Here is a 19,133-nt window from a genome sequence, read left to right as displayed (position 1 = left end):
TGAAGTGACCCCAAAAAGTTAGACAACTATTTATTTTAAGCAGCCATAAGGGTTTGCTGCCTGTGTAGAGCGGGTGGCAAACCCTTTAACTTTGTCTTGATGCGTCGGTTGTTGTAGTAGTCGAGATAATCGATCAACTCCGACTTGAAATGTTCAACTGAGTCAAACTCCTGTAGATACAGAAGTTCACTCTTTAGTATTCCGAAGAAGTTTTCCATAACGGCATTATCCAGACAGTTCCCTTTTCGGCTCATACTTTGGGAAATGCCCTTTTCTTTGAGTGCGTGCCGATAGCGTTTGTGTTGGTATTGCCAGCCTTGATCTGAGTGAAGAATGAGATTCGAGTTGTTTGGAATCTTGGCAAATGCTTTATCCAGCATACGCAGTGCCATAGAGAGTGCCGGGCGATCTGAAATAACATAGCTGACAATGTCACGACTGCATAGATCCAGTATCGGTGACAGATACAGCTTCTGCCCAAATAACTTGAACTCTGTAACGTCAGTAACCCACTTCTGATTCGGTTTTGCAGCCTCGAAATTCCGTTCGAGAAGATTGAAAGCTATTTTGCCAACCTCGCCCTTGTAGGAGCAATATCTTTTCATCCGAACCCGACAGACGATACCCTGTTCTTTCATCAACCGTTGTACTGTCTTATGGTTAATGACATATCCGCGATTGTGCAGTTCATTCGTGATACGTCGATAGCCATAGCGACCTTTGTTTTCCGTGTAGATTGCAGTAATCTGTTCTTTAACCGCGCTATACTTATCAACTGCCGTACTTTTTTTCGCATAATAGTAATAGGTAGCGCGCGGCAGACTGGATACTTCAAGCAGCAGAGAAATCTTATGTTCATGCCTCAGTTCCCAAATCACTTGCGCCTTTTGCTTTGGCGTTCCTCTTCTAGAACCAAGGCCTTCAACTTTTTTAAATAGGCATTCTCCGCTCGCAGCCGTTGGACTTCAGCAAGTAAGTCTTCTTCTGTTTTTTTTGGTAACCCGATAGGACGACCTTTGCTTCCACGCCCTCGACGTTCTATGAAAAGTCCCTCAGGTCCCTCTTCCAGATAGATTCGTTCCCAGTTGGAGACACGCTTGTGACTACTTATACCAAATTGCAGTGCTATCTCGCGATAACTTAATTTCTCTCGATGCATTGTTTCTACAACATTTAGTTTAAATTCCCCAGTGTATTTTTGATTCGGTATCCCTTTTGGCATAAAATCACCCCCAAAGTTATTTTCAGTATACTATACTGTCTAACTTTGGGGGTGCAGTTCACTTGTCATTGTTAACGCTACTAAAAGTCGAATAGACAAAGGCAGGCATCACTTTGTATCTCTTGCACCGTTCCATCACCGCATCAAATGAGATGCCTTTATCAAAATCTAGCGCAAACAACGTTTGACCAAGCCAAGTATTATTGCGCCGATGTATCTCACCATTAGCATCTGCTTTAAAGTATGCGGGCGACCATGTTCTCCCATATGGTTGCGTCAAGTGTTTCGCAATACTATCAATACTTAAATCAGCTACGTATTTGGGCAATCGCCTACTGATCTCTGCCCGTTGCGCAATATTCGGTTTACAGGAAAAAGTCTCTTTATCCAAACACAGTTTAATCTTTAAAACCTCTTTCCTACACTCATAAAATAGCCACAACAACGCTTCGTTTCTTCATTCTTACAGATATCAACGCAATACATTCGCTTTCACACTTGCTCCACATCATCATTCTACTCTCCAAATATTCTTCGGTCAATATTAAAAACTTATATTTTATCACTATTATTAAACTTATTCAAACTTTAATAGTTATATTAAACTAGAGAATTATAAAGATATTGCCGGTATAAGTTATAATTAACCCAGTATTAGAATCATCATTGCTGTTTTTCAACGAATACGACGATTTTTATTCAATAATTGCATGTTTCAATTCTATTTTTGAATAGCAAAACAGACACACCCTGCTATCTATTTTATTTTGCAGTTACTATCGCAAAAAAGAGCAAGCATTTCTGCTTACTCTTTTTCATATCTCTCTGTTCACTTTTCCCTATAGTTTTATTACTGTCGCCTTACCTTTAATAGCTCCTAGCATATTGCTAATCGGTGAAGCCGTTTGATGAGCTTGTTGAATATCCGCTTCCAACAATGAAACATAGTTTCTCGTCTGCTCTAGCTTGCTATGCCCCATGATCTTCTGTAACGCGAATACACCCGTTTTAGAAGAGTTTCGCAGGAAGTACAAGGCAAAGGTATGTCTCAGATGATATGGCGTGATATTCGTGCCTATCTCCTTTGAATAGTTACGAAACCGATCTCGCAACTCTCCTGTCGTGATTTCCTCTCCTCGCCAACTACAAAATACATACTCGCTGTCCCATTCCTTATGCCGACAGTGGATCAGTCTTTTAATTGAAGAAACACAGATTGGCGAAAGTGGGACGGTTCTTTTCTGACGGGTTTTTGTAATGCTTTCGCGCAAATACAAGTATCCGTTACCAAAATCAAAATCCCCCAGCTTAATTTGCACCAACTCGTTCGGTCGCACCCCCGTATCCAAGAACAACACCATTGCCGTATAATCACGCAAACCTGCCCATGTCGCCTTGTTTGGCGCATCCAGCAATCTGCGGATAACCTCTTCGTTATGTTGTACGATACGACTTGTATGAGGCTTATACTTAACTGAAATGCAGGGATCATCACTTAGTTGCCCTTCCTCAACACAATATCGAAAGAAGCCCCTTATTGCTTGTAACTGCTTATTATAATGCTCGTTCCCCTTACCAGCTAGAAACTGTAGCACTTTTAGTTTTAACCCTTTCTCGGCTACCGTTCCATCGCAAAACGCAAGAAACTGTTTAAGCGTGTTTCTAATTGAGCCGACCGTGAACTTCGATACTTCTGCTTCCCGCATCAAAATAAATTCTTCCGCTAGCAATGCAAAGTCGAACTCCTGTTTTACCTTGAATAAAACGTCCTCATTTTTCTTTTTGAACATAAAAAAACCAGCCTCCCCTTATTGGGTACGCCGGTTAAAAAACATTGTCGCACACTTTCATCTTCCGCAATCGCTGTTATTCTCCCGTTTTCTAAGGTACGTTCAGCAAACTACTGACGACCCAACGCCATATTTTCATGCGTTTTTCGAGATAACACAGCGCGGTAAAGCCGCGCCAACACTATTTTCCTGGAGCGGGCAAAGGGATTCGAACCCTCGACCCACGGCTTGGGAAGCCGGTACTCTACCACTGAGCTACGCCCGCCCGTTCGTTGGCCTTCTGTCATGGTCGTCATAACAACCCGGCACCTGTTAATTATACCCAAGCTTGCGCCTAGCGTCAAGACGGGCAGGCGTAGCTGGCGATCCTTTGTTTGGCATAGCGGCCAAGTTCTTTGTCGTATTCGACGACGTGCTCGTCCATCCAACAGGTCAGGCACACCAGGAGGTCGGATACGCTTTCTCCGGCGGCGATCTTTTCGCGTATGATCCGCTGCCCTTCGTCCATCAGGCGTTTATGCTCTTGGCGGTGCTGTTCGTACTCTGGATAGCCGGCTTCTTTCATCCAGGTCTCTTCATTTCTAAAGTGCGTTTTTAATTGAAGCGTTATTTCATCCAACAGCAGCTGCCGCCGCTCTCCGTCCGGTTCCTTGATCCTTTGCAGCAGCAGGCAGGTGACGAGCGCCGCGATGCCGTCGAACAGCGCCTGATGTTCTCGGTCGATTTCAGCAATGTCGATCTTATATTCGTCGCGCCAACGCACCAAGCCCATAGTCCACCTCCCGCTCGCACTCCCGGCATTTTTAGGAAACTATCGCTTTAATAACGATTTTCATTTTTACCTGTTATTCGCACAGCGAATCTGCGCTGCACCTGGGCTTCCACTGCATTCTTCCGTGTCATTTCGCTCAACTGTCATGCAGTAAACGCTGCGAATGAATCGGCAATTCTCTAGCGTGCAAGCCGCGCACGGAGAAAGTCTGCCAGTTCCTTGTCGTAACCGCTCAGGTGTTTTTCAAAATACGCTTCAAATACCATCAGCCCTTCGCCCGGTGCTTGCGCATTGCCTTTGAAATAGCTTTCCGTAAACCATCTTGCACCGGACAGGATCCAGTGATGATCGAGGCAATGCTCCTGGGCATTCAAAGCGTCATGTTCTTTCATCCACTTTTCTTCCTGCGTGAAATGAGCCTGCAAACGCCGGTTCAGTTCCATTAAGCCGTTGTCGAATTCGAGCGTCCGCGTTATCCCTTCACCGCTTTTGGCAAAAAGTTCATTTACAATCTGCAACAGTGCCCGATGCTCGTCATCCATCCTTTGAAAGCCGGTATCGTAGTCTTCGCGCCATGGAATCGCATTCACGTTCACCGCTCCCTTATCTTTGCGTCTTTGTTTCACTAGTTCGCCGTTCTTCTTTAAATCCCTTCCATTTTTTCCCTCTTCTCTTTCTCTCAATAACAAAAGCGCGTTTTGAAAAATCCGCTCTTGCTATTCGCCCGCAGATGCGTAATAATCAAAAGGACTCTATTGTAGGTTGCCCATAGGAGGTATGGATTCTTGTTAGTACGAAAAGGTTGTTTTTTACTCTTATGCTTATTGGCGTTGTCGGTTCCAGTCGCCGCCGCGCCCGCAAAACAGACGCCCGTCCCTGCCAAGGCAGCGACGGTTGCCCCGCTGAGCAACAGCCAGTTCAGCGTTGCAAGCGACGCGGACACCGGCGAACAGTCCTTGCGCCTGACGCTCGACGCCGCAGCGCCGCTCGATACGGCCAGCCGCCTGAGCGCCCCCGACCTGCTGACGGTCGATGTAAGGGGCGCAACGCCCGGCGCTTTGAAGGGCGCGACGAAACTCGACGGCACGTTGGCCTCGACGCTGACAATCAGCGCGATGCCAAGCGGCAGCCGCCTCGAAATCCGTTTTCCGCAGCCGATTTCGGAACTGGATTATAAGGTCAGCGCCTTAACTGCCGCCGATGGTAAACCGGCTCAGCTCTTGATTGAGATCACGAAGCCGTCGGTTGCCGATCCGATCCCCTATACCGCAGGGCTGCGCGGCAAAGTGATCGCGCTCGACCCCGGTCACGGCGGCAGCGACGCAGGTGCGCACGGCAACGCAGGCGTCCAGGAAAAAGACGTAAATCTGGCCGTCGCCCGCAAGGTGGAAGCCTTACTGGAAAAAGAGGGCGCCATCGTCTGCATGACGCGCCAGACCGATATCGACGTTTATGGCCCGAACGCGAGCGGCGCACAGGAACTGGGTGCGCGTACCCGCTACGCCTCGTTCAATCAGGCCGACCTTTTTGTTTCGATCCATGCCAACTGGTTCGGCAATCCGGCGGTCGGCGGTACGGGCAGCTATTATTATCCGCGTTCCTATTATTCGAAACTGCTCGCGAAGCACCTGCAGCGCGGCATGGCGGTTGCCGACGGTCTGAAGGACCGGGGCATCTATTCGGCCAACTTCTATGTGCTTAAACATACGGACATGCCTTCCTGTCTGGTGGAACTGGCCTTTCTCTCCAACCCGCAGGAAGAGAAACTGCTTGATACGCCCGCCTTTCAGGACAAACTGGCGCTCGGCATTGTGAACGGCCTAAAGACGTTCTTTGTACAAGCGTCCCAACTGGCTAAGTAGAGTAAAAACGGGCTGTCTCGCAAGGTGAGTTCACCTTACGAGACAGCCCGTTCTCTTTGCGTTATTTTTGCAATGCGCTAAAGCGCTCCAGTACCCGGCGCAGGATGCGTTCCAGCATTTCGCTCGGCACCTTGCCGCCTTTTGCGTCACGCAGGTCGGTAAGCAGCCAGATCTTCGCCCCGGTCTTGTTGCTGGTCAGCGTACATTCGACGCCCGCATGGGCAATCGGTTCATAATGCGCCGGTATGATCCGGCTGCGCTCGATCGGTACCTGCACCCACTGGATCGTCGTATACGGCCTGCCGTTCGAATCGTATTGCACGACGCTCACCGGGGTGTTTTGGTAGTCGGTGTAATTCTCGATCGTGTCGGGCACGTACTGCTGCGTGTAGCCCCATTGGCGAATCTTGATCTCGAGTTTCGCTTCGCTTACTTTGAGCACTTGCTCGTTCCAGGCGGCCTGATATTTTTCCGGTTCGCTGTTTTTAAGGCCTTCGAGTTCGACCTGGGTCATCACGCCGATTCTTTTCAGGATCTGCTTTTCATTCAGCCATTGCGTCGTTGTGCCGGAATTGGCGGAAAACACGGCATCGCTCATATCCGCGATCTTTTTTTGCTCGATTTCTTCGAGTTTCACGCCTTCGTCTACGCTGAGCGAAACGGCGACCGTCTTCAAACTGGCGAACGGAAATCCTTTATCGCTCCATTCTTCTTTTCGCTCCTCTGCACTGCCGTATGACATCGCCAAACAAAATAGCAGGAGCGTGAGTAGCATGATTTTACGCATCGTCTCGTCCTCCTCTTTTTCTTAAGACTAATTTTCGAAAATCTTGTCATTATCTTTATATCATCTGGTCATCTTTAACGTAAACTACAATGGGAGTTTGTCTTTTTCTTCTTCCTGCAAAATATATTCGCGCATTACGACGAAAGTCCTGTAGGAATTTTCCACGTCCAACGCGAAATGAATAATGCTGCATCGTATGCGTTTTAGGCTGTGTACCTATTTAGCAAACGACTACGTTATGATGCGGCTGGGAGGTATCGTTTTGTTCTTTCGAATCACTGTCTTTCTTTTACTTGTTCTTAGCGCGCCGCTTGGCTTTTCGTCCTTGCTGCCGCTTTGCTCCGCCGCGCCGGCGCAACTGACCGCCAACCGCTTCGCGATTCACACGGACGCGGTCAGCGGCGATAAGAAGCTGCGCATCGTCTTGGATCTTACGGCGCCGCTCGAGGCGACCGCAAATCTGAGCGGCCAAACGCTGAGCATCGATCTGCCAGGCGCGTCGCTTTCGCTTGCGAACCGGCAAGGCCCGCTCGACGGCCGAATCGCGCTTAAGCAGACGCTGTCTACAACGCCCACCGGTTCTCGCCTGACGATTACACTGCCGGAGGCGATCGAAAGCGGCGATTTCAATCTCTTCACGCTCCCGGCAAACGCGGCGGCGGGCAAGCCGTTCCGCGTCGTTCTTGACATCAACGAACCGGCACAGCCGGCGCGCAGTTATCAGTTCACGCCGGGACTAAAGGGCAAGGTGATCGTGCTCGATCCCGGACACGGCGGCAGCGATCCCGGTGCGATCGGCCCGGCGGCGCAGGTCATGGAAAAGGACGTGACGCTTGCCATTTCGCTGAAAGTGAAGGATCTGCTGACCAAAGCGGGCTCTAACGTCATCCTGACGCGCAGCGACGACCGCGACGTATTCGGCCCGAATGCGAGCGGCGCCGACGAGCTGGGCGCACGCGCCGCAATCGGCAACCGCAACAATGCGGATGTTTTCATCGATATTCACGCGAATTCGTTCCGCGACCCTTCGGTCGGCGGAACGGCGACGTATTATTATGGTTCTTCGTCTTATTCGCGCCTCTTGGCACAAAGCGTGCAAAGCGCCGTGACGGCTTCGGACGGCTTGAGCGACCGCGGCGTCTATACCGCTAATTTCTATGTCCTGCGCCGCACGCTGATGCCTGCCGTATTGCTCGAAACCGCTTTTCTGACCAATCCATCCGAGGAAGCGTTGTTGAACAACCCGCAATTCCAACAGAAAGTCGCGCAGGGAATCGTCAACGGCATCACGAATTTCTTCAGTCAAGCCGCAACAACGGGGAGGTAGTCCTATGTCTCGCATTGTGTTCCTGCTCTTATTTTTACTCGCACCGCTCCTCTTCTCCGGCTGCAGCCAGGTCGAGCCGACAGCGCAGGAGACTTCTACGCCTTCAAGCACAGTCGCTGCCGTGCCGACGGCAACGGACGCCGCTTCGCTTGCGCCGGCCTCGCCCAGCGCGATTCCCGGCAAAAGCGTCATGCACCTAACGGTTTATCAGGCGGCCCGCGATGGCTTTTACCTGATCCCGGAGGTCCGCACCTCTGCCAGAAACGACATTCCGGCTCAGACGGCGCTGGAGCTGTTGGCAAGTGGTCCGAAGGATTCCCAACTGGTTCCGGTGATGCCGGTCGGCGTCAAGCTCCGCAGCCTGGCGATCAAGGATCATATCGCGTACGCCAATTTCAACGATAAGCTAGTCACAAACAATTCCGGCGGCTCCAGTCAGGAAATCCTGCTCGTGGCTGCGATCGTGAACACGCTGACCGAGTTCCCCAGCATCGAGCAGGTGCAGATCCTGATCGAAGGCCAAGCGCGCGCGACGCTAGCCGGACACGTCGACATCAGCGTGCCCCTCTCCCGTTCGGAAAGCATCATCCGTCAGCCGTAAATAAGGAAGGGTGTGCAGCACAAAATAATTTTTGCTGCACACCCTTCCTTCCGTCTCCTTCGATTCCTTCGTTCTGGTCAGCCCCGCAGCCGTGGTTTTTAGAGAACGTTTAGGGCGAGTACCGCCAGGCAGGTTGAAATGGACAAATTCGTCAGCACTCGCGGCATGGACGCCGCGAGCGGACACTGCGCCTGGATGGCGCATGGTGTCTGGAATGCTGACGGATGCAGGCTATTTCGGCCATGCCTGGCACGAAGCCCTTGTGTTATGGAAAAACCACGGTTGCGGATAAAGCTAACGCAATCCATTAATCGCATTTCTTCCAAATTTATTTTGCCAAGTTCAAATACGAATAAAGGGAGTGTCTTGAAATCGGTGAAAATCCGATTTCAAGACACTCCCTTTATGATTACTTATGTCCCTGTTCATATAAAAAATCTTTGGCCCGTTCAAACCAGCGTACGGTTTCATCGCTGCCGACGATGACCAGTTCGCGTTCCTTGTCCCGATACTTCACCGTGCCGACAAAGGCGATCTTACCGTTTCGCATCACGAGCTGCGGTTCGAACGTCATCTTGTATTGCAATAACTCGAGCAACACTTTGCCGTCTTCGATCCGCATCTCATACTCTTCACCGGATGGCGTTCTGCCGATGATTTTTTCCATAAACTGAACACCTCTTTGCGCTCTTCTTCGCCCGTTCGGCTTGCCTTGCTTAAACGATATCATACAAAGCTACGCCAGGCAAAGTTAAAAAACTTATTTTTCACTCTTTTTTCTTTTAAAATCCTTTAGCGCCCGAAAGAGCAGCGCGCCCCTTTGCAGCCAGCGTGATTCGCCGCCTGAAAAAAACATTTGCTCCGGCTGAGCGGCAGATAGACGCGCAGCATTTCCTTCAGCAGTTGGCTGCCGACCAGGACCGCGGTCCGTACGCTCTGCTTACAGCAGGCCGGTCCGCCGCTGTTGGCGATCGCGGCGACGGCAGTCTGGCTCGCGCGCATCGTCAGACTGCGTTCGATATCCTGCTCGCAATGCGCATGAAAGAGGATGCTGACGACGATCCCGACGCCAAGGCCCGCGCCGCACGCACCTAAATAGGCGCAGGCGCAAGGCGGGATCTGGCGAACGCGCCGAATGCCTTCGCGAATGTCTTCTTCGTCGATCGAACGAACTTCGCCGCCCGGCAAGGGAATCGCGCCGTAATTTTTTAACGCGGTAAGCAACGCCACCACCGGCAGCGCATAATGTTCATTGCCGTTTTGCAGCAACATCGTCTCGCGCAGCAGACTTTCGGCGATCGCCATCGGGTCCTGGCTTGTCAGCGTCAGCGCATAACCGGCCAGAAGCGAATAGTACTCCTGTTCATGGCAGCCTTCGCAAACATAATGCCCGGACGTGCAAACGACATTCGCCACTTCCTGTAAGCCGCAGACACGGCAGACGACCGGACTCTGCGCAGAGCCGTACTGCAGTGTCGTGCCGCAGATCTGGCAGCGTCCGCTTCCGTCATTTTGCTGCGGCCGCCTTTTTTCTTCGTACATGGCGCGTTCACGCTCCTTCCTATTCGACGCCTTTCGCCTGCTGCAAAAACTGCTGCAGCACTTCTTGCAGCTCATCCTGGCGAAACGGCTTAGCGATGTAGTGATCCATCCCGGCCGCGAGGCATTTTTCGCGGTCGCCTTTCATCGCATCGGCGGTCAGCGCGATAATGGGCACTCGTTTCCCGCCGTTTTCCAACTGCCGGATGCAGCGTGTAGCCGCCAGTCCGTCCATTTCCGGCATATGCAGATCCATGAAAATCAGGTCGTACTGATTCTGCCGGTATTTGACCAACGCGTCCGCGCCGTTCTTTGCCTTCGTGACCTGAAGGCCCTGTTTGCTGAGAAACGTCGTGATGATCATCATGTTCACCGGTTCATCCTCGGCAACCAGCACCCGCCCCGACCATTTCAGCTGCCTTGCTTCGCCTTCTTGCGCCTGTCGTTTCGCCAGCTCTTCGTTCTTGTCGAGCGCCGCCAACGCGCGGTACAATTCATGCATCCGCACCGGCTTCATCAGATAGCGGCTGACGCCGCTTTGACGGCAGCGTTCGTTTTGCTGGCTGTCAAACGTCGACGAGAGCAACAGCACCTCCGGCTTTAACGAAAGCGAACTTTGCTGGATTCGCTCGGCCACCTGCCAGCCGTCCATTTCAGGCATTTGAACGTCCAGTAAAAGGAGCTCGAACGGCCGCCCTTCAGCGATCCCCTGCTCCAGTAGCGCGAGTGCTGTTTGCCCTTCTTCGCAAAGCGTGACCTGCATACCCCAGTACTCCAGCATATCTTTGAGAATCCTTCGGTTCGTCGCATTGTCATCGACCACCAGGATACGCTGCACCGCCAGTTCCTTTTCGGGTTTGCTCTGCTCTTCTCTTTCCGCCGCCTCCGGCACAAGCAATGGTAGATGCACGTTGAACTGGCTGCCCTTGCCGCTTTGGCTGCTCACTTTAATTTCACCGCCCATCAGTTTGACCAGATTGCGCGAAATCGTCAAGCCCAGTCCTGTTCCGCCGTAGCGTCGCGTCATTGAACCATCCGCTTGGGTAAAGCCTTCGAAGATCATTTCCTGCTTCTCTGCGGCAATGCCGATGCCGGTATCCGCAACGCCAAAGACCAGCGGCAGTACGCCTATCGCTTCCTCCCGCGCGGCATCATCTCTTTTTACCGAGACGATAATTTCGCCGCGGCTGGTGAATTTTACGGCATTGCCGATCAGGTTGACCAATACCTGCCGAATGCGGATCGGATCTCCGATTACAAAACGCGGCAGCGTCGGATCGATTTCCAACAGCAATTCAATCTTTTTTTCCTGGCATTTCAAGTTGAAGATCGTCATCTCTTTTTCGACCAGTTCACGCCAGTCGAAGGCGATATCCTCCAATTCGAGTTTGCCCGCTTCGATCTTGGAAAAATCGAGAATGTCATTGAGGATATCGAGCAGTGCGAACGCGGAATGCTGCACATTATCGAGATATTCGCGCTGCAGTTCGCTCAGCTGCGTCGCCAGCGCCAATTCGGTCATGCCGACGATCCCATTCATCGGCGTGCGTATCTCATGGCTCATATTCGCCAGGAACTCACTCTTAGCGCGATTGGCCGCTTCCGCCGCTTCCTTCGCCTCGCGCAGCGCTTCCTCGTATTGCTTGCGCTCGCTGATGTCCTGCGAGAGGCCCGCCGTTCCGACGACTTCGCCCTTTTCGTTGAAGATCGGCGTCTTATAGGTGACATACCAATTCTCATTCAACTGTTCTTCGACCTGTTTTCGCTGACGACTTGCCATGACCTCGATGTCTTCTTCCCGGTAACGCGCGGCCAGCGGCGAGCGCCAGACTTCAAAATCGGTCTTGCCGATGATTTCGTCGATCGGCAGGGCGCATAAACGAGAGTGCTCCGTATTGACCATTTCATAATAACCGTCTTTGTCTTTCAGCCAGGCCGCCGAGGGCAGATTGTCGAGGATGGCCTGCTGCTTCGTCCGGTACCGTTCCAGCTCCATCTGCGTCTCTTTGCGCGCGGTGATGTCATTGGCAATAAAGAGGATCAACGGCCGTTCCCGGCTGCCGAACGTCGCCGTCTGCAAATCCAGCCAGCATTCGCGCCCGTATGACGTCACGATATACAACTCCTGACGCTGCGCACCTTCCTCAAACGTTTTTTCGGCCAGCGCCAAGAGACCGAATTCTTTCCAGGACTCGATCGTACGAAAGTTCTGCTGCAGGACATCGCTGCGCCGCGCACCGATGATCGCGGCAATCGCATCATTGGCAAGCAAACATTCGCCTTCCCAGCTGTAGGCCGCAATACCGACCGTCGCTGCGGCCATCATATTCTTTTGGAATTCCAGCGCTTCCAACAGACTGCGTTCCGCTTCCTTGCCGCGACTGATGTCTTCATAGATAAAGAAACGGCCCCAATAATGATCCTGCGCATCGCGAATCTGCGTCGAGTAGCGCCGGATCACCCGTCCATCGTTGAGCACCACTTCGTCTTCGAGGATTTCCCGGTTTTCTTCCTGCTGCAAGCGTTTCAGACTCATCTGGAACGCTTCCGCTTCGGCTACCTTGCTCAGGCAAAAACTGGTCAGATCCTTATTGCGCAAGATGCCTGCCGACATCGCGTCCGCCAGTTCCTCCATCCGCCAGATCTCGCAGAACTTCTGGTTGAAGTACAGAATATGGTCATTGTGCGTATTGACGACATAGAAGCCGAGCGGCGAACTGGTCGCCATCTGACTGAGCAAACTCTGGCTCCAACGCAGCGTTTCCTCAGTCGCCTTGCGTTCGCTGATGTCGCGCGCCAATCCGACTACGCCGAAAATAACGCCCGCCTGATCCTTGAGCGGCGCTTTGAGCGTCTCGATCACGACGCTGCTGCCGTCGGATGCTTCTTCGCGACTTTCGAAGATCATCGCCTTACCGCTCTCGATAACCTGCTGGTCTTGCTGTTTGAAGACTTCGCCCCGTTTGCCGGGATTGGTTTCCGTATCGCTCAGACCGACCACCTCTTCTTTGCGCATTTTGAGGCGTTCGGCAAAGACCGTGTTGCAGCCCAAATAACAACCATCCAAGTCTTTGAAAAAAACCATGTCCGGCATCGAATCGAGCAGACTGGTAAGACGCGCGGTCTGTTCGCGCAGCTCTTCCTGTACCTGGCGCTGTTCCGTCATATCGACAAACGTCATCAGCAAGTATTTCTCGCCCACCAGATCGATGCAGTCCGCTGAAAAAGAGCCGTAGCGCGGTGAGCCGTCCTTCGCATAGGCGGTCAGTTCCTGATTGCGGATGCTGCATTTCTTCTCGAGCTGATCTACGAATGCCGCTCGGAGCTCTTTGCTTGTGATCAGACCCAGGTCGAGGCTCGAACGGCCGATCGCCTCTTCACGCAGATAACCGAAGACATTGCAGAAGGCTTCATTCACTTCCAGATAACGGCTGTTGCCGAGGCAGCTGATTGCCATCGCCGAGGAGCTGGCTTCAAACGCCTTATGGAATTTGCTTCGTTCCAGCTCCAGTTCACTGATGTCTTTGCAAATGACGAACACGACTTCTTCATTACTCCACTCGCCGCGCACGACGCGGCACTCCACCGAAATGGGATGGCCGTCCGTATTGATTAGCTTGGTCTGGCCGCCCTGCTGCTTGTCATGCATCACGTCCTGGAACAATTGATCCGCACGCTCTTGCTCTTCCGGCGGAAAAAGATTCAGCATGTGCAGCGTCTGCAGTTCGTTTTGCGCATAGCCCATCTTTTGCAGCGCGGTTTCATTGGCGAATTGAAGTTCACCGTCTTCGCGCAGCACGAAGACCATGTCGTCGATCCCGTTGAAAAAACGGCGAAAGTTACGTTCCTTCTCTCTCAATAGCGCTTCGGCTTTTTTGCGTTCGCTGAAATCGATCTGCGTTCCGATCATGCGCAACGCATGCCCGGACGCATCGCGCGCTACGACCATGCCTCGGTTGCAAACCCATTTGTAACTGCCGTCTTTGCAGCGCAAGCGGTATTCCGCTTCGTACTGCGCTTCTTCGCCCGCCAAGTGTTTTTCCAGCTTTGCCTGCACCCGCTGCCAATCTTCCGGATGAACGCGTTTCTTCCATTCCTCGACGCGCCCCGCCATTTCTTCGGGCTGATAGCCTAAGACGCTTTTCCAGGCATTACTGAAGAAAACATCGCCGCTTTGCACATCCCAGTCCCAAACGCCGCTGCCGCTGCCATCGAGCGCGAATTGCCAGCGCTGTTCGCTTTCGATCAAGTCTTTTTCAATTTCTTTTCTGCGGTTTATATCGATCAAGTAGCCCTGGTAGTGATCGACTTTGGTCGGTTCTTCGCAAAGCGCCATGATGCAGGCATAAAACCAGCGGTACTCGCCGCTGCCGCAGCGCAAGCGCATTTCCTGCTGGAAGTGCAGCTCGCATTCATCCTGGTAGCGTTTAATTTCTAAATCGATCGCTTCCCGTTCCTCCGGATGAATCAATTCGCGAAAACACTGTTCCTGCGCAACAAAAAGCTTGCTGTCCCAGCCCATGACCTGCGCAATATTCGGCGAGACATACTCGATTGGCCAGCCCACTTGGGCTTTCCACTTAAATACGACGACGGGGCCATCGATAAACCGCGTCCGCTCTTCCGCCAGGTGAGCTTCCGCCTGCACCCGTTGTGTGATATCGCGATAACTGCCGACCCTGCCGACAATCCGTCCGTCCGCTTCCTGCAAAGGGCGCGTCACCCGTTCGATTACCCGTCCGTCTTTTAATTCCAAGCGAACGGTTTTTTCTCTTTTTTCACCGCTTTTTGCTTCTTTGTTCAGCGGAAAATATTCTTTGTCGCTGCGCACCATGCTTTTGACTCTTTCCACGATCCTATCGGGATTTCCGTCCGCGGAAATTTCTTCGCCGACTTGCCAGATATCTAAAAAGCGCTGATTGCAGCGAATAACAAAACCGGCCTGATCGACTACCATCAGTCCATCGGCCGTAGATTCCAAGATCGCCGAGAGCAAAAGCAGCGATTGATGCAGTTCGTCTACCGACTGCCCCGCTGCGTCTTCCTGCTCGCTGCCTCGTTCTTTTGTCCAGCCGTCCATTTTCATTTATTTCACCTCTTTACGGCTTGATTCCGTTTTACATTCCCCTACTTCCAAATATTCGCTTTTTCCCATTAACTTCCTTCATTGAGTGAAAAAGAAAGGCGTCTCAAAAACAGCCGTCGCTTTTTTGAGACACCTTCTTTTTGCGTCCTTTGCCGGAATTCTCTTTTAGCGTTTAAAGCGTTCTACGATCTGCTGCAGGTTTTGCGCCAGCGAGGAAAGGTTTTCGGCATTGAGCGTGATTTCGCGCATGCCTGTCGCCTGTTGCTGCGCGGAGCTCGCGACCGTCTCGGAATTAGCCGACGTCTGATGCGCGACCACGCTGATATTCTCCACGCTCGCGACCATAACCTGCGTTCCCTTTGCCGTCTCACTGATCGAGCGGGCAATCTGATCCGTACCGTTTTGCACGACTTCCATCTTTTCGATGATGCTTTCAAAGCCCTGTTGCGTCAAAATGGCCGATTCTTTCCCCTTATTGACTTCCTGGCTGCTCTTTTGCACCGAGCTGACCGCGACGTGGATCTGCTCACCCATCGCCTGAATGATTTCGGCGATGTTCTGCGTCGCCTGCGAGCTTTGCTCGGCAAGCTTGCGCACTTCATCCGCGACCACCGCAAAGCCGCGCCCGGCTTCGCCTGCTCGCGCCGCCTCGATCGCCGCATTCAGCGCCAATAAATTCGTCTGACCGGCAATCTGATCGATAACGCCGACGATGCCCTTGATTTTTTCCGAGCCCTGCGCCAGTTCTTCCGCGACCTCATTGATCTCGCCCATCGTTTGGCTGATTGCTTCATTCTGCCGAACTACGCGTTTCAGCATATCCATGCCCTGCGCGGCTTCGCGCACCGCGGTCTGCGTGCTGTTGTTGACCTCCGCCGCTCCGGCGCTGATCTGTTCGGATCCGGCCGAGACTTCTTCCAGCGTGGCCGAAATATTGCTGATGCTGTCCGCATTCTTTGTCGAGCCGCTGGCGATTTCATTAATGCTCGCGGCGACCTGGTCGACGGCGCGCAGTTGTTCATCGACCGCGGCGCTCAGTTCATGGCTTGATGCGGCCAGTTGTTCGCTGCTGCTGCCCAGCTGATCGACAAACTCGCGCAGTGAGCGTCGCATTTCATTCGCCACCATCCCCATATCCCCCAGCTCATCATTTCTGGTCACGACCAGATCGCTGCCGGTCAGGTCAAGTCCGCCGACCTGACGCAGGCTTGTGCCAACCCGGTTCATGCGTACCGCCATATTGCGGCTGTACCATGTTACCAGCGCAATAACGATTGCGATCGTAACCAGGCTTAACGTCAGCGCCAAATTGCTGTTGCGCCGCGACGATTCGAGCACGGCTAAGCCTTCGCGATCCAATACTTTTTGCTGTACTTCAGCCAACTTATTGTACCCTGCATCGGTGTCCACCACCATTTGGCGTCCTTCCGACGTCATCGCCAGCCAATTCGGCGCATTGGCCTTGCGCGCCGGTATCAGCCGTTTGTCGGCATATTCAATGTAATCACTGATCGCTTTGGCCAGTTTTTCGCCGTCGCTCTTTATTTCTGCTTCCTGGCTGGTGCGGTTATATTCTTGCACCATCTCTAAACTTTTTGCGATGCTGTCCCGATAGCCCTTTTCATAGGTAGCCATCCCGTCCGGATAAAAGAGAAAGCCCCGCATATTGAGCAATGCCCGCGTAAACTCCGTATGACCGTTTTTCAACAAAACCAGGCGCGGAGCCGTACTGTTGACGATGTTTTCCGCCTCCAGGCCCGCCTGTTTGAATTGAAACAACGTGTAACCTAAAATCATCAGCAGCAATGCAGCGACCAATGTGAACATGCCTGCCAGTTGCATCGCAATCGGGAAGCGGCTTTTCTCCATGTTCTCAACCCCTTATTCTCCGATTTGGTCTTTCACTACTTCCATTTTAACCCAAATGCGCTTTTCAGACAATTGTTTTTCCAATTTTCACGCATTTCCTAGTCTGAAAAAGCAGGCTGTTTAAAGCCTGCTTTTCGCTTATATTTTAAATTGTTCCACTACGCTTTTCAAGTCACCTGCCATTTGCTGCAGACGCTCTGCGTTGTTGCTGATCTCATGCATGCGCGCGCTTTGTTCTTCCGCCGATGCGGCGACCATCTGGCAGTTCGCCGACGTCTCTTCCGCCACGGCGTTGATGTTTTCAACATTGCCGACCATCAGCTGCGAACCTTTGGCCATTTCATCAACGGTTCCCGCGATCTGCTCGATGCCGTTCTTTACGTCCTGCAACTTATCGACAATCGCGCTAAAGCCCTGTTTGCTCGAGGCGGCGGCATTCTTACCCCGTTCCACCTGTTGATTGGCTTTGCCGACGGTATTGACCGCTGCCGTGATCTCATCGCCCATACCGGTGATGATCTCGACGATGTCCTTCGTCGCCTGCTCGCTTTGTTCCGCCAACTTGCGCACTTCCTCGGCCACGACCGCAAAGCCCCGACCGGCCTCACCGGCCCGTGCCGCTTCGATCGCCGCATTGAGCGCCAAGAGGTTCGTCTGTCCGGCAATGCTGCCGATCACATCGATGATCCCTTTGATCTTATCCGAGCCGCTGGCGAGATTTTGCGTCACCGTATTGATCTCCGCCATCGCTTCCGAAATGAATTCATTTTGCTTGACGACGCTGTCCAAGAGCTCCATGCCGGTTGCCGCTTCGTCGACCGCGACGTTCGTGCCCATGCTGACCTGCGCCGAACTGGCAGCCGCTTCTTCCGAACTGGCCGACAATTGCTGCAGCGTCGAGGAAATGTTCGTGATATTCTCAACGTTGTGCGATGCGCCGCCGGCAATCTGCGTCGCATTGTCCGCAACCGACTCCACCGCCTGTAGCTGTTGATCCACCGCGACGCTAAGGCTGCGGCTCGATTCGCCAAGGATCTGGCTGGTATTGCCGACCTTGGCAACGAATTCTTTCAGCGCTCTGCGCATCGTAATAATGGTATTCGCCATGTCGCCGATCTCGTCATTGCGCGTCGGATGGCGATCCTGCCCGCGCAGATCGAGATGGCCGACTTCTTCCAAGGTGTCACAAACGTTTTTAAGGCGCTTGGCCATGTTGTTGCTGTACCAGAAGCCGTAGGCCAGCGCGGCCAAAACGATCAGCAGGCTGGCCAGCATCGCCAGATTCGTCATCCGCTCCGCCGACTCAAAGAGCGATGTGCCTTTGTCTGTGAGATATTTCTTTTGCAGTTCCGCGGTCTTGACATACTGCTGGTTCAGTTCATCCGCCAATTTCCGACCTTCGCCCAGCAGCGTCGTCAGCTGCGGATCGTTGGCCTTCTTCGCGGCGATGATCTTCTCGACCAGTGCAGCATAATCGGTCAGCTGCTTTTCCAGTTTAGCGCCTTCCACTTTTGTATCCTGCATCGTCGAAGTCGCATTATACGCCTTGATCACGCTGATGCTCTTCTGGATGTTTTCACGCGCTTCCTGTTCGTAGGCCGGAGCGCCGTAAAGCAAAAAGCCTCTTACGCCATTTAAGGTGTTGGCAAATTCTAACTGCGCCTCTCTGACCTGCATGACCCGGTTCGCCGTGTGCTTGACGATGTCATTGGCCCCTTTGCCGACGACGTTCAGTTCGAACAAGCCAAAACTGAGGACGGCCAGGAGAGCTACAATGATAATGCTCACCATCATCATCAATTGCATGCGTAAAGGAAATCTCGTTTTAGCCATTTCGTTCACTCTCTTTCTTTTCGTTCTATTTCTACACCATGCTATTAATTTTACCATTTATCGAGCTAAGTCCTGCTTTTGTGACAAAAGTCATCGTTATTTAACTATTTTAAGTAAAACAGCAAAAAAAATCCCATGCCCGAAGGCATGAGATATTGTTGTTGGTGACCCGTAGGAGAATCGAACTCCTGTTCCAGCCGTGAAAGGGCCGTGTCTTAACCGCTTGACCAACGGGCCGTGAATGGTGACCCACGATGGACTCGAACCATCGACACCCTGATTAAAAGTCAGGTGCTCTACCAACTGAGCTAGTAGGTCCTAAAATAGAAAACTCGGCAAGATCGCCCAGCGTGCAGCGCGTAATGCCGAAGTTATAAACAAGTGGTGCCACAGGGCGGAATCGAACCGTCGACACGAGGATTTTCAGTCCTCTGCTCTACCGACT

Annotated in this window: 14 protein-coding genes and 3 tRNA genes; 3 read left to right on the top strand and 14 right to left on the bottom strand. The window is 52.3% G+C overall.

Features of this window, described 5'->3' with window-relative positions:
• Positions 1 to 35: 35 nt before the first annotated feature.
• The 6 genes from QTL79_RS17805 to QTL79_RS17780 form a co-directional block, all read right to left on the bottom strand.
• Positions 36 to 878, bottom strand: coding sequence for an IS3 family transposase (locus QTL79_RS17805; RefSeq protein WP_346354984.1), 843 nt, complete (start codon positions 876 to 878; stop codon positions 36 to 38).
• The gene (locus tag QTL79_RS17800; protein ID WP_346354983.1) at positions 875 to 1,222 is read right to left on the bottom strand and encodes a helix-turn-helix domain-containing protein; all 348 of its coding nucleotides are present in this window, start codon (positions 1,220 to 1,222) and stop codon (positions 875 to 877) included. Before QTL79_RS17800 ends, QTL79_RS17805 begins: the two co-directional genes overlap by 4 nt.
• An 839-nt stretch (positions 1,223 to 2,061) precedes the next feature.
• A complete protein-coding gene (locus QTL79_RS17795; RefSeq protein WP_346356284.1) occupies positions 2,062 to 3,012 on the bottom strand; it encodes a tyrosine-type recombinase/integrase in 951 nt (316 codons plus the stop codon).
• Between the two features lie 190 nt (positions 3,013 to 3,202).
• Positions 3,203 to 3,277 (bottom strand) — tRNA-Gly (locus QTL79_RS17790).
• A gap of 75 nt (positions 3,278 to 3,352) precedes the next feature.
• Complete coding sequence (locus tag QTL79_RS17785; protein WP_346356283.1) at positions 3,353 to 3,784, bottom strand: bacteriohemerythrin; 432 nt, start codon at positions 3,782 to 3,784, stop codon at positions 3,353 to 3,355.
• A 179-nt stretch (positions 3,785 to 3,963) separates the two neighbouring features.
• Entirely contained in the window at positions 3,964 to 4,374 is a 411-nt protein-coding gene (locus QTL79_RS17780) for a bacteriohemerythrin (protein WP_346356282.1), read from the bottom strand.
• A 195-nt stretch (positions 4,375 to 4,569) separates the two neighbouring features.
• Here QTL79_RS17780 and QTL79_RS17775 point away from each other — a divergent pair, with 195 nt between their 5' ends.
• Positions 4,570 to 5,646, top strand: coding sequence for an N-acetylmuramoyl-L-alanine amidase family protein (locus tag QTL79_RS17775; RefSeq protein WP_346356281.1), 1,077 nt, complete (start codon positions 4,570 to 4,572; stop codon positions 5,644 to 5,646).
• 61 nt (positions 5,647 to 5,707) lie between these two features.
• Here QTL79_RS17775 and QTL79_RS17770 read toward each other — a convergent pair whose 3' ends face one another.
• Positions 5,708 to 6,433, bottom strand: a complete 726-nt coding sequence (locus QTL79_RS17770) for a hypothetical protein (protein ID WP_346356280.1) — start codon at positions 6,431 to 6,433, stop codon at positions 5,708 to 5,710.
• Between the two features lie 262 nt (positions 6,434 to 6,695).
• Here QTL79_RS17770 and QTL79_RS17765 point away from each other — a divergent pair, with 262 nt between their 5' ends.
• Both QTL79_RS17765 and QTL79_RS17760 read left to right on the top strand, forming a co-directional pair.
• The gene (locus QTL79_RS17765; protein ID WP_346356279.1) at positions 6,696 to 7,760 is read left to right on the top strand and encodes an N-acetylmuramoyl-L-alanine amidase family protein; all 1,065 of its coding nucleotides are present in this window, start codon (positions 6,696 to 6,698) and stop codon (positions 7,758 to 7,760) included.
• Positions 7,761 to 7,764: 4 nt separating this feature from the next.
• Positions 7,765 to 8,361 carry a GerMN domain-containing protein gene (locus QTL79_RS17760; protein ID WP_346356278.1) on the top strand — a complete coding sequence of 199 codons (597 nt, stop codon included), beginning with the start codon at positions 7,765 to 7,767 and terminating at the stop codon, positions 8,359 to 8,361.
• A gap of 409 nt (positions 8,362 to 8,770) precedes the next feature.
• On the opposite strand, the gene QTL79_RS17755 is transcribed toward QTL79_RS17760, so the two are convergent.
• The 7 genes from QTL79_RS17755 to QTL79_RS17725 form a co-directional block, all read right to left on the bottom strand.
• Positions 8,771 to 9,028: a hypothetical protein gene (locus QTL79_RS17755; RefSeq protein ID WP_346356277.1), complete on the bottom strand. Its 258-nt coding sequence runs from the start codon at positions 9,026 to 9,028 to the stop codon at positions 8,771 to 8,773.
• A gap of 125 nt (positions 9,029 to 9,153) precedes the next feature.
• On the bottom strand, positions 9,154 to 9,903 hold the full coding sequence (locus QTL79_RS17750) for a DUF5714 domain-containing protein (RefSeq protein WP_346356276.1): 750 nt from the start codon (positions 9,901 to 9,903) through the stop codon (positions 9,154 to 9,156).
• A 19-nt stretch (positions 9,904 to 9,922) separates the two neighbouring features.
• Positions 9,923 to 14,986 carry a PAS domain S-box protein gene (locus QTL79_RS17745; protein ID WP_346356275.1) on the bottom strand — a complete coding sequence of 1,688 codons (5,064 nt, stop codon included), beginning with the start codon at positions 14,984 to 14,986 and terminating at the stop codon, positions 9,923 to 9,925.
• Between the two features lie 165 nt (positions 14,987 to 15,151).
• The gene (locus QTL79_RS17740) at positions 15,152 to 16,855 is read right to left on the bottom strand and encodes a methyl-accepting chemotaxis protein (RefSeq protein ID WP_346356274.1); all 1,704 of its coding nucleotides are present in this window, start codon (positions 16,853 to 16,855) and stop codon (positions 15,152 to 15,154) included.
• Between the two features lie 138 nt (positions 16,856 to 16,993).
• Entirely contained in the window at positions 16,994 to 18,688 is a 1,695-nt protein-coding gene (locus QTL79_RS17735; RefSeq protein WP_346356273.1) for a methyl-accepting chemotaxis protein, read from the bottom strand.
• 162 nt (positions 18,689 to 18,850) lie between these two features.
• Positions 18,851 to 18,925 (bottom strand) — tRNA-Glu (locus tag QTL79_RS17730).
• Positions 18,926 to 18,930: 5 nt separating this feature from the next.
• Positions 18,931 to 19,006: transfer RNA gene (locus QTL79_RS17725), tRNA-Lys, on the bottom strand.
• Between the last annotated feature and the right edge of the window lie 127 nt (positions 19,007 to 19,133).

It is taken from the genome of Azotosporobacter soli, assembly GCF_030542965.1.
Taxonomy (GTDB): Bacteria; Bacillota; Negativicutes; order SG130; family SG130; genus Azotosporobacter; species Azotosporobacter soli.
This window is presented reverse-complemented; position numbering and strand designations above follow the sequence as displayed.

Bases quoted from the DNA above. Each gene is read 5' to 3' on its own strand.
- QTL79_RS17770 (WP_346356280.1), bottom strand. From the start codon at position 6,433: ATGCGTAAAATCATGCTACTCACGCTCCTGCTATTTTGTTTGGCGATG.
- QTL79_RS17745 (WP_346356275.1), bottom strand. From the start codon at position 14,986: ATGAAAATGGACGGCTGGACAAAAGAACGAGGCAGCGAGCAGGAAGAC.
- QTL79_RS17740 (WP_346356274.1), bottom strand. From the start codon at position 16,855: ATGGAGAAAAGCCGCTTCCCGATTGCGATGCAACTGGCAGGCATGTTC.
- QTL79_RS17750 (WP_346356276.1), bottom strand. From the start codon at position 9,903: ATGTACGAAGAAAAAAGGCGGCCGCAGCAAAATGACGGAAGCGGACGC.
- QTL79_RS17785 (WP_346356283.1), bottom strand. From the start codon at position 3,784: ATGGGCTTGGTGCGTTGGCGCGACGAATATAAGATCGACATTGCTGAA.
- QTL79_RS17760 (WP_346356278.1), top strand. From the start codon at position 7,765: ATGTCTCGCATTGTGTTCCTGCTCTTATTTTTACTCGCACCGCTCCTC.
- QTL79_RS17755 (WP_346356277.1), bottom strand. From the start codon at position 9,028: ATGGAAAAAATCATCGGCAGAACGCCATCCGGTGAAGAGTATGAGATG.
- QTL79_RS17795 (WP_346356284.1), bottom strand. From the start codon at position 3,012: ATGTTCAAAAAGAAAAATGAGGACGTTTTATTCAAGGTAAAACAGGAG.
- QTL79_RS17800 (WP_346354983.1), bottom strand. From the start codon at position 1,222: ATGCCAAAAGGGATACCGAATCAAAAATACACTGGGGAATTTAAACTA.
- QTL79_RS17735 (WP_346356273.1), bottom strand. From the start codon at position 18,688: ATGGCTAAAACGAGATTTCCTTTACGCATGCAATTGATGATGATGGTG.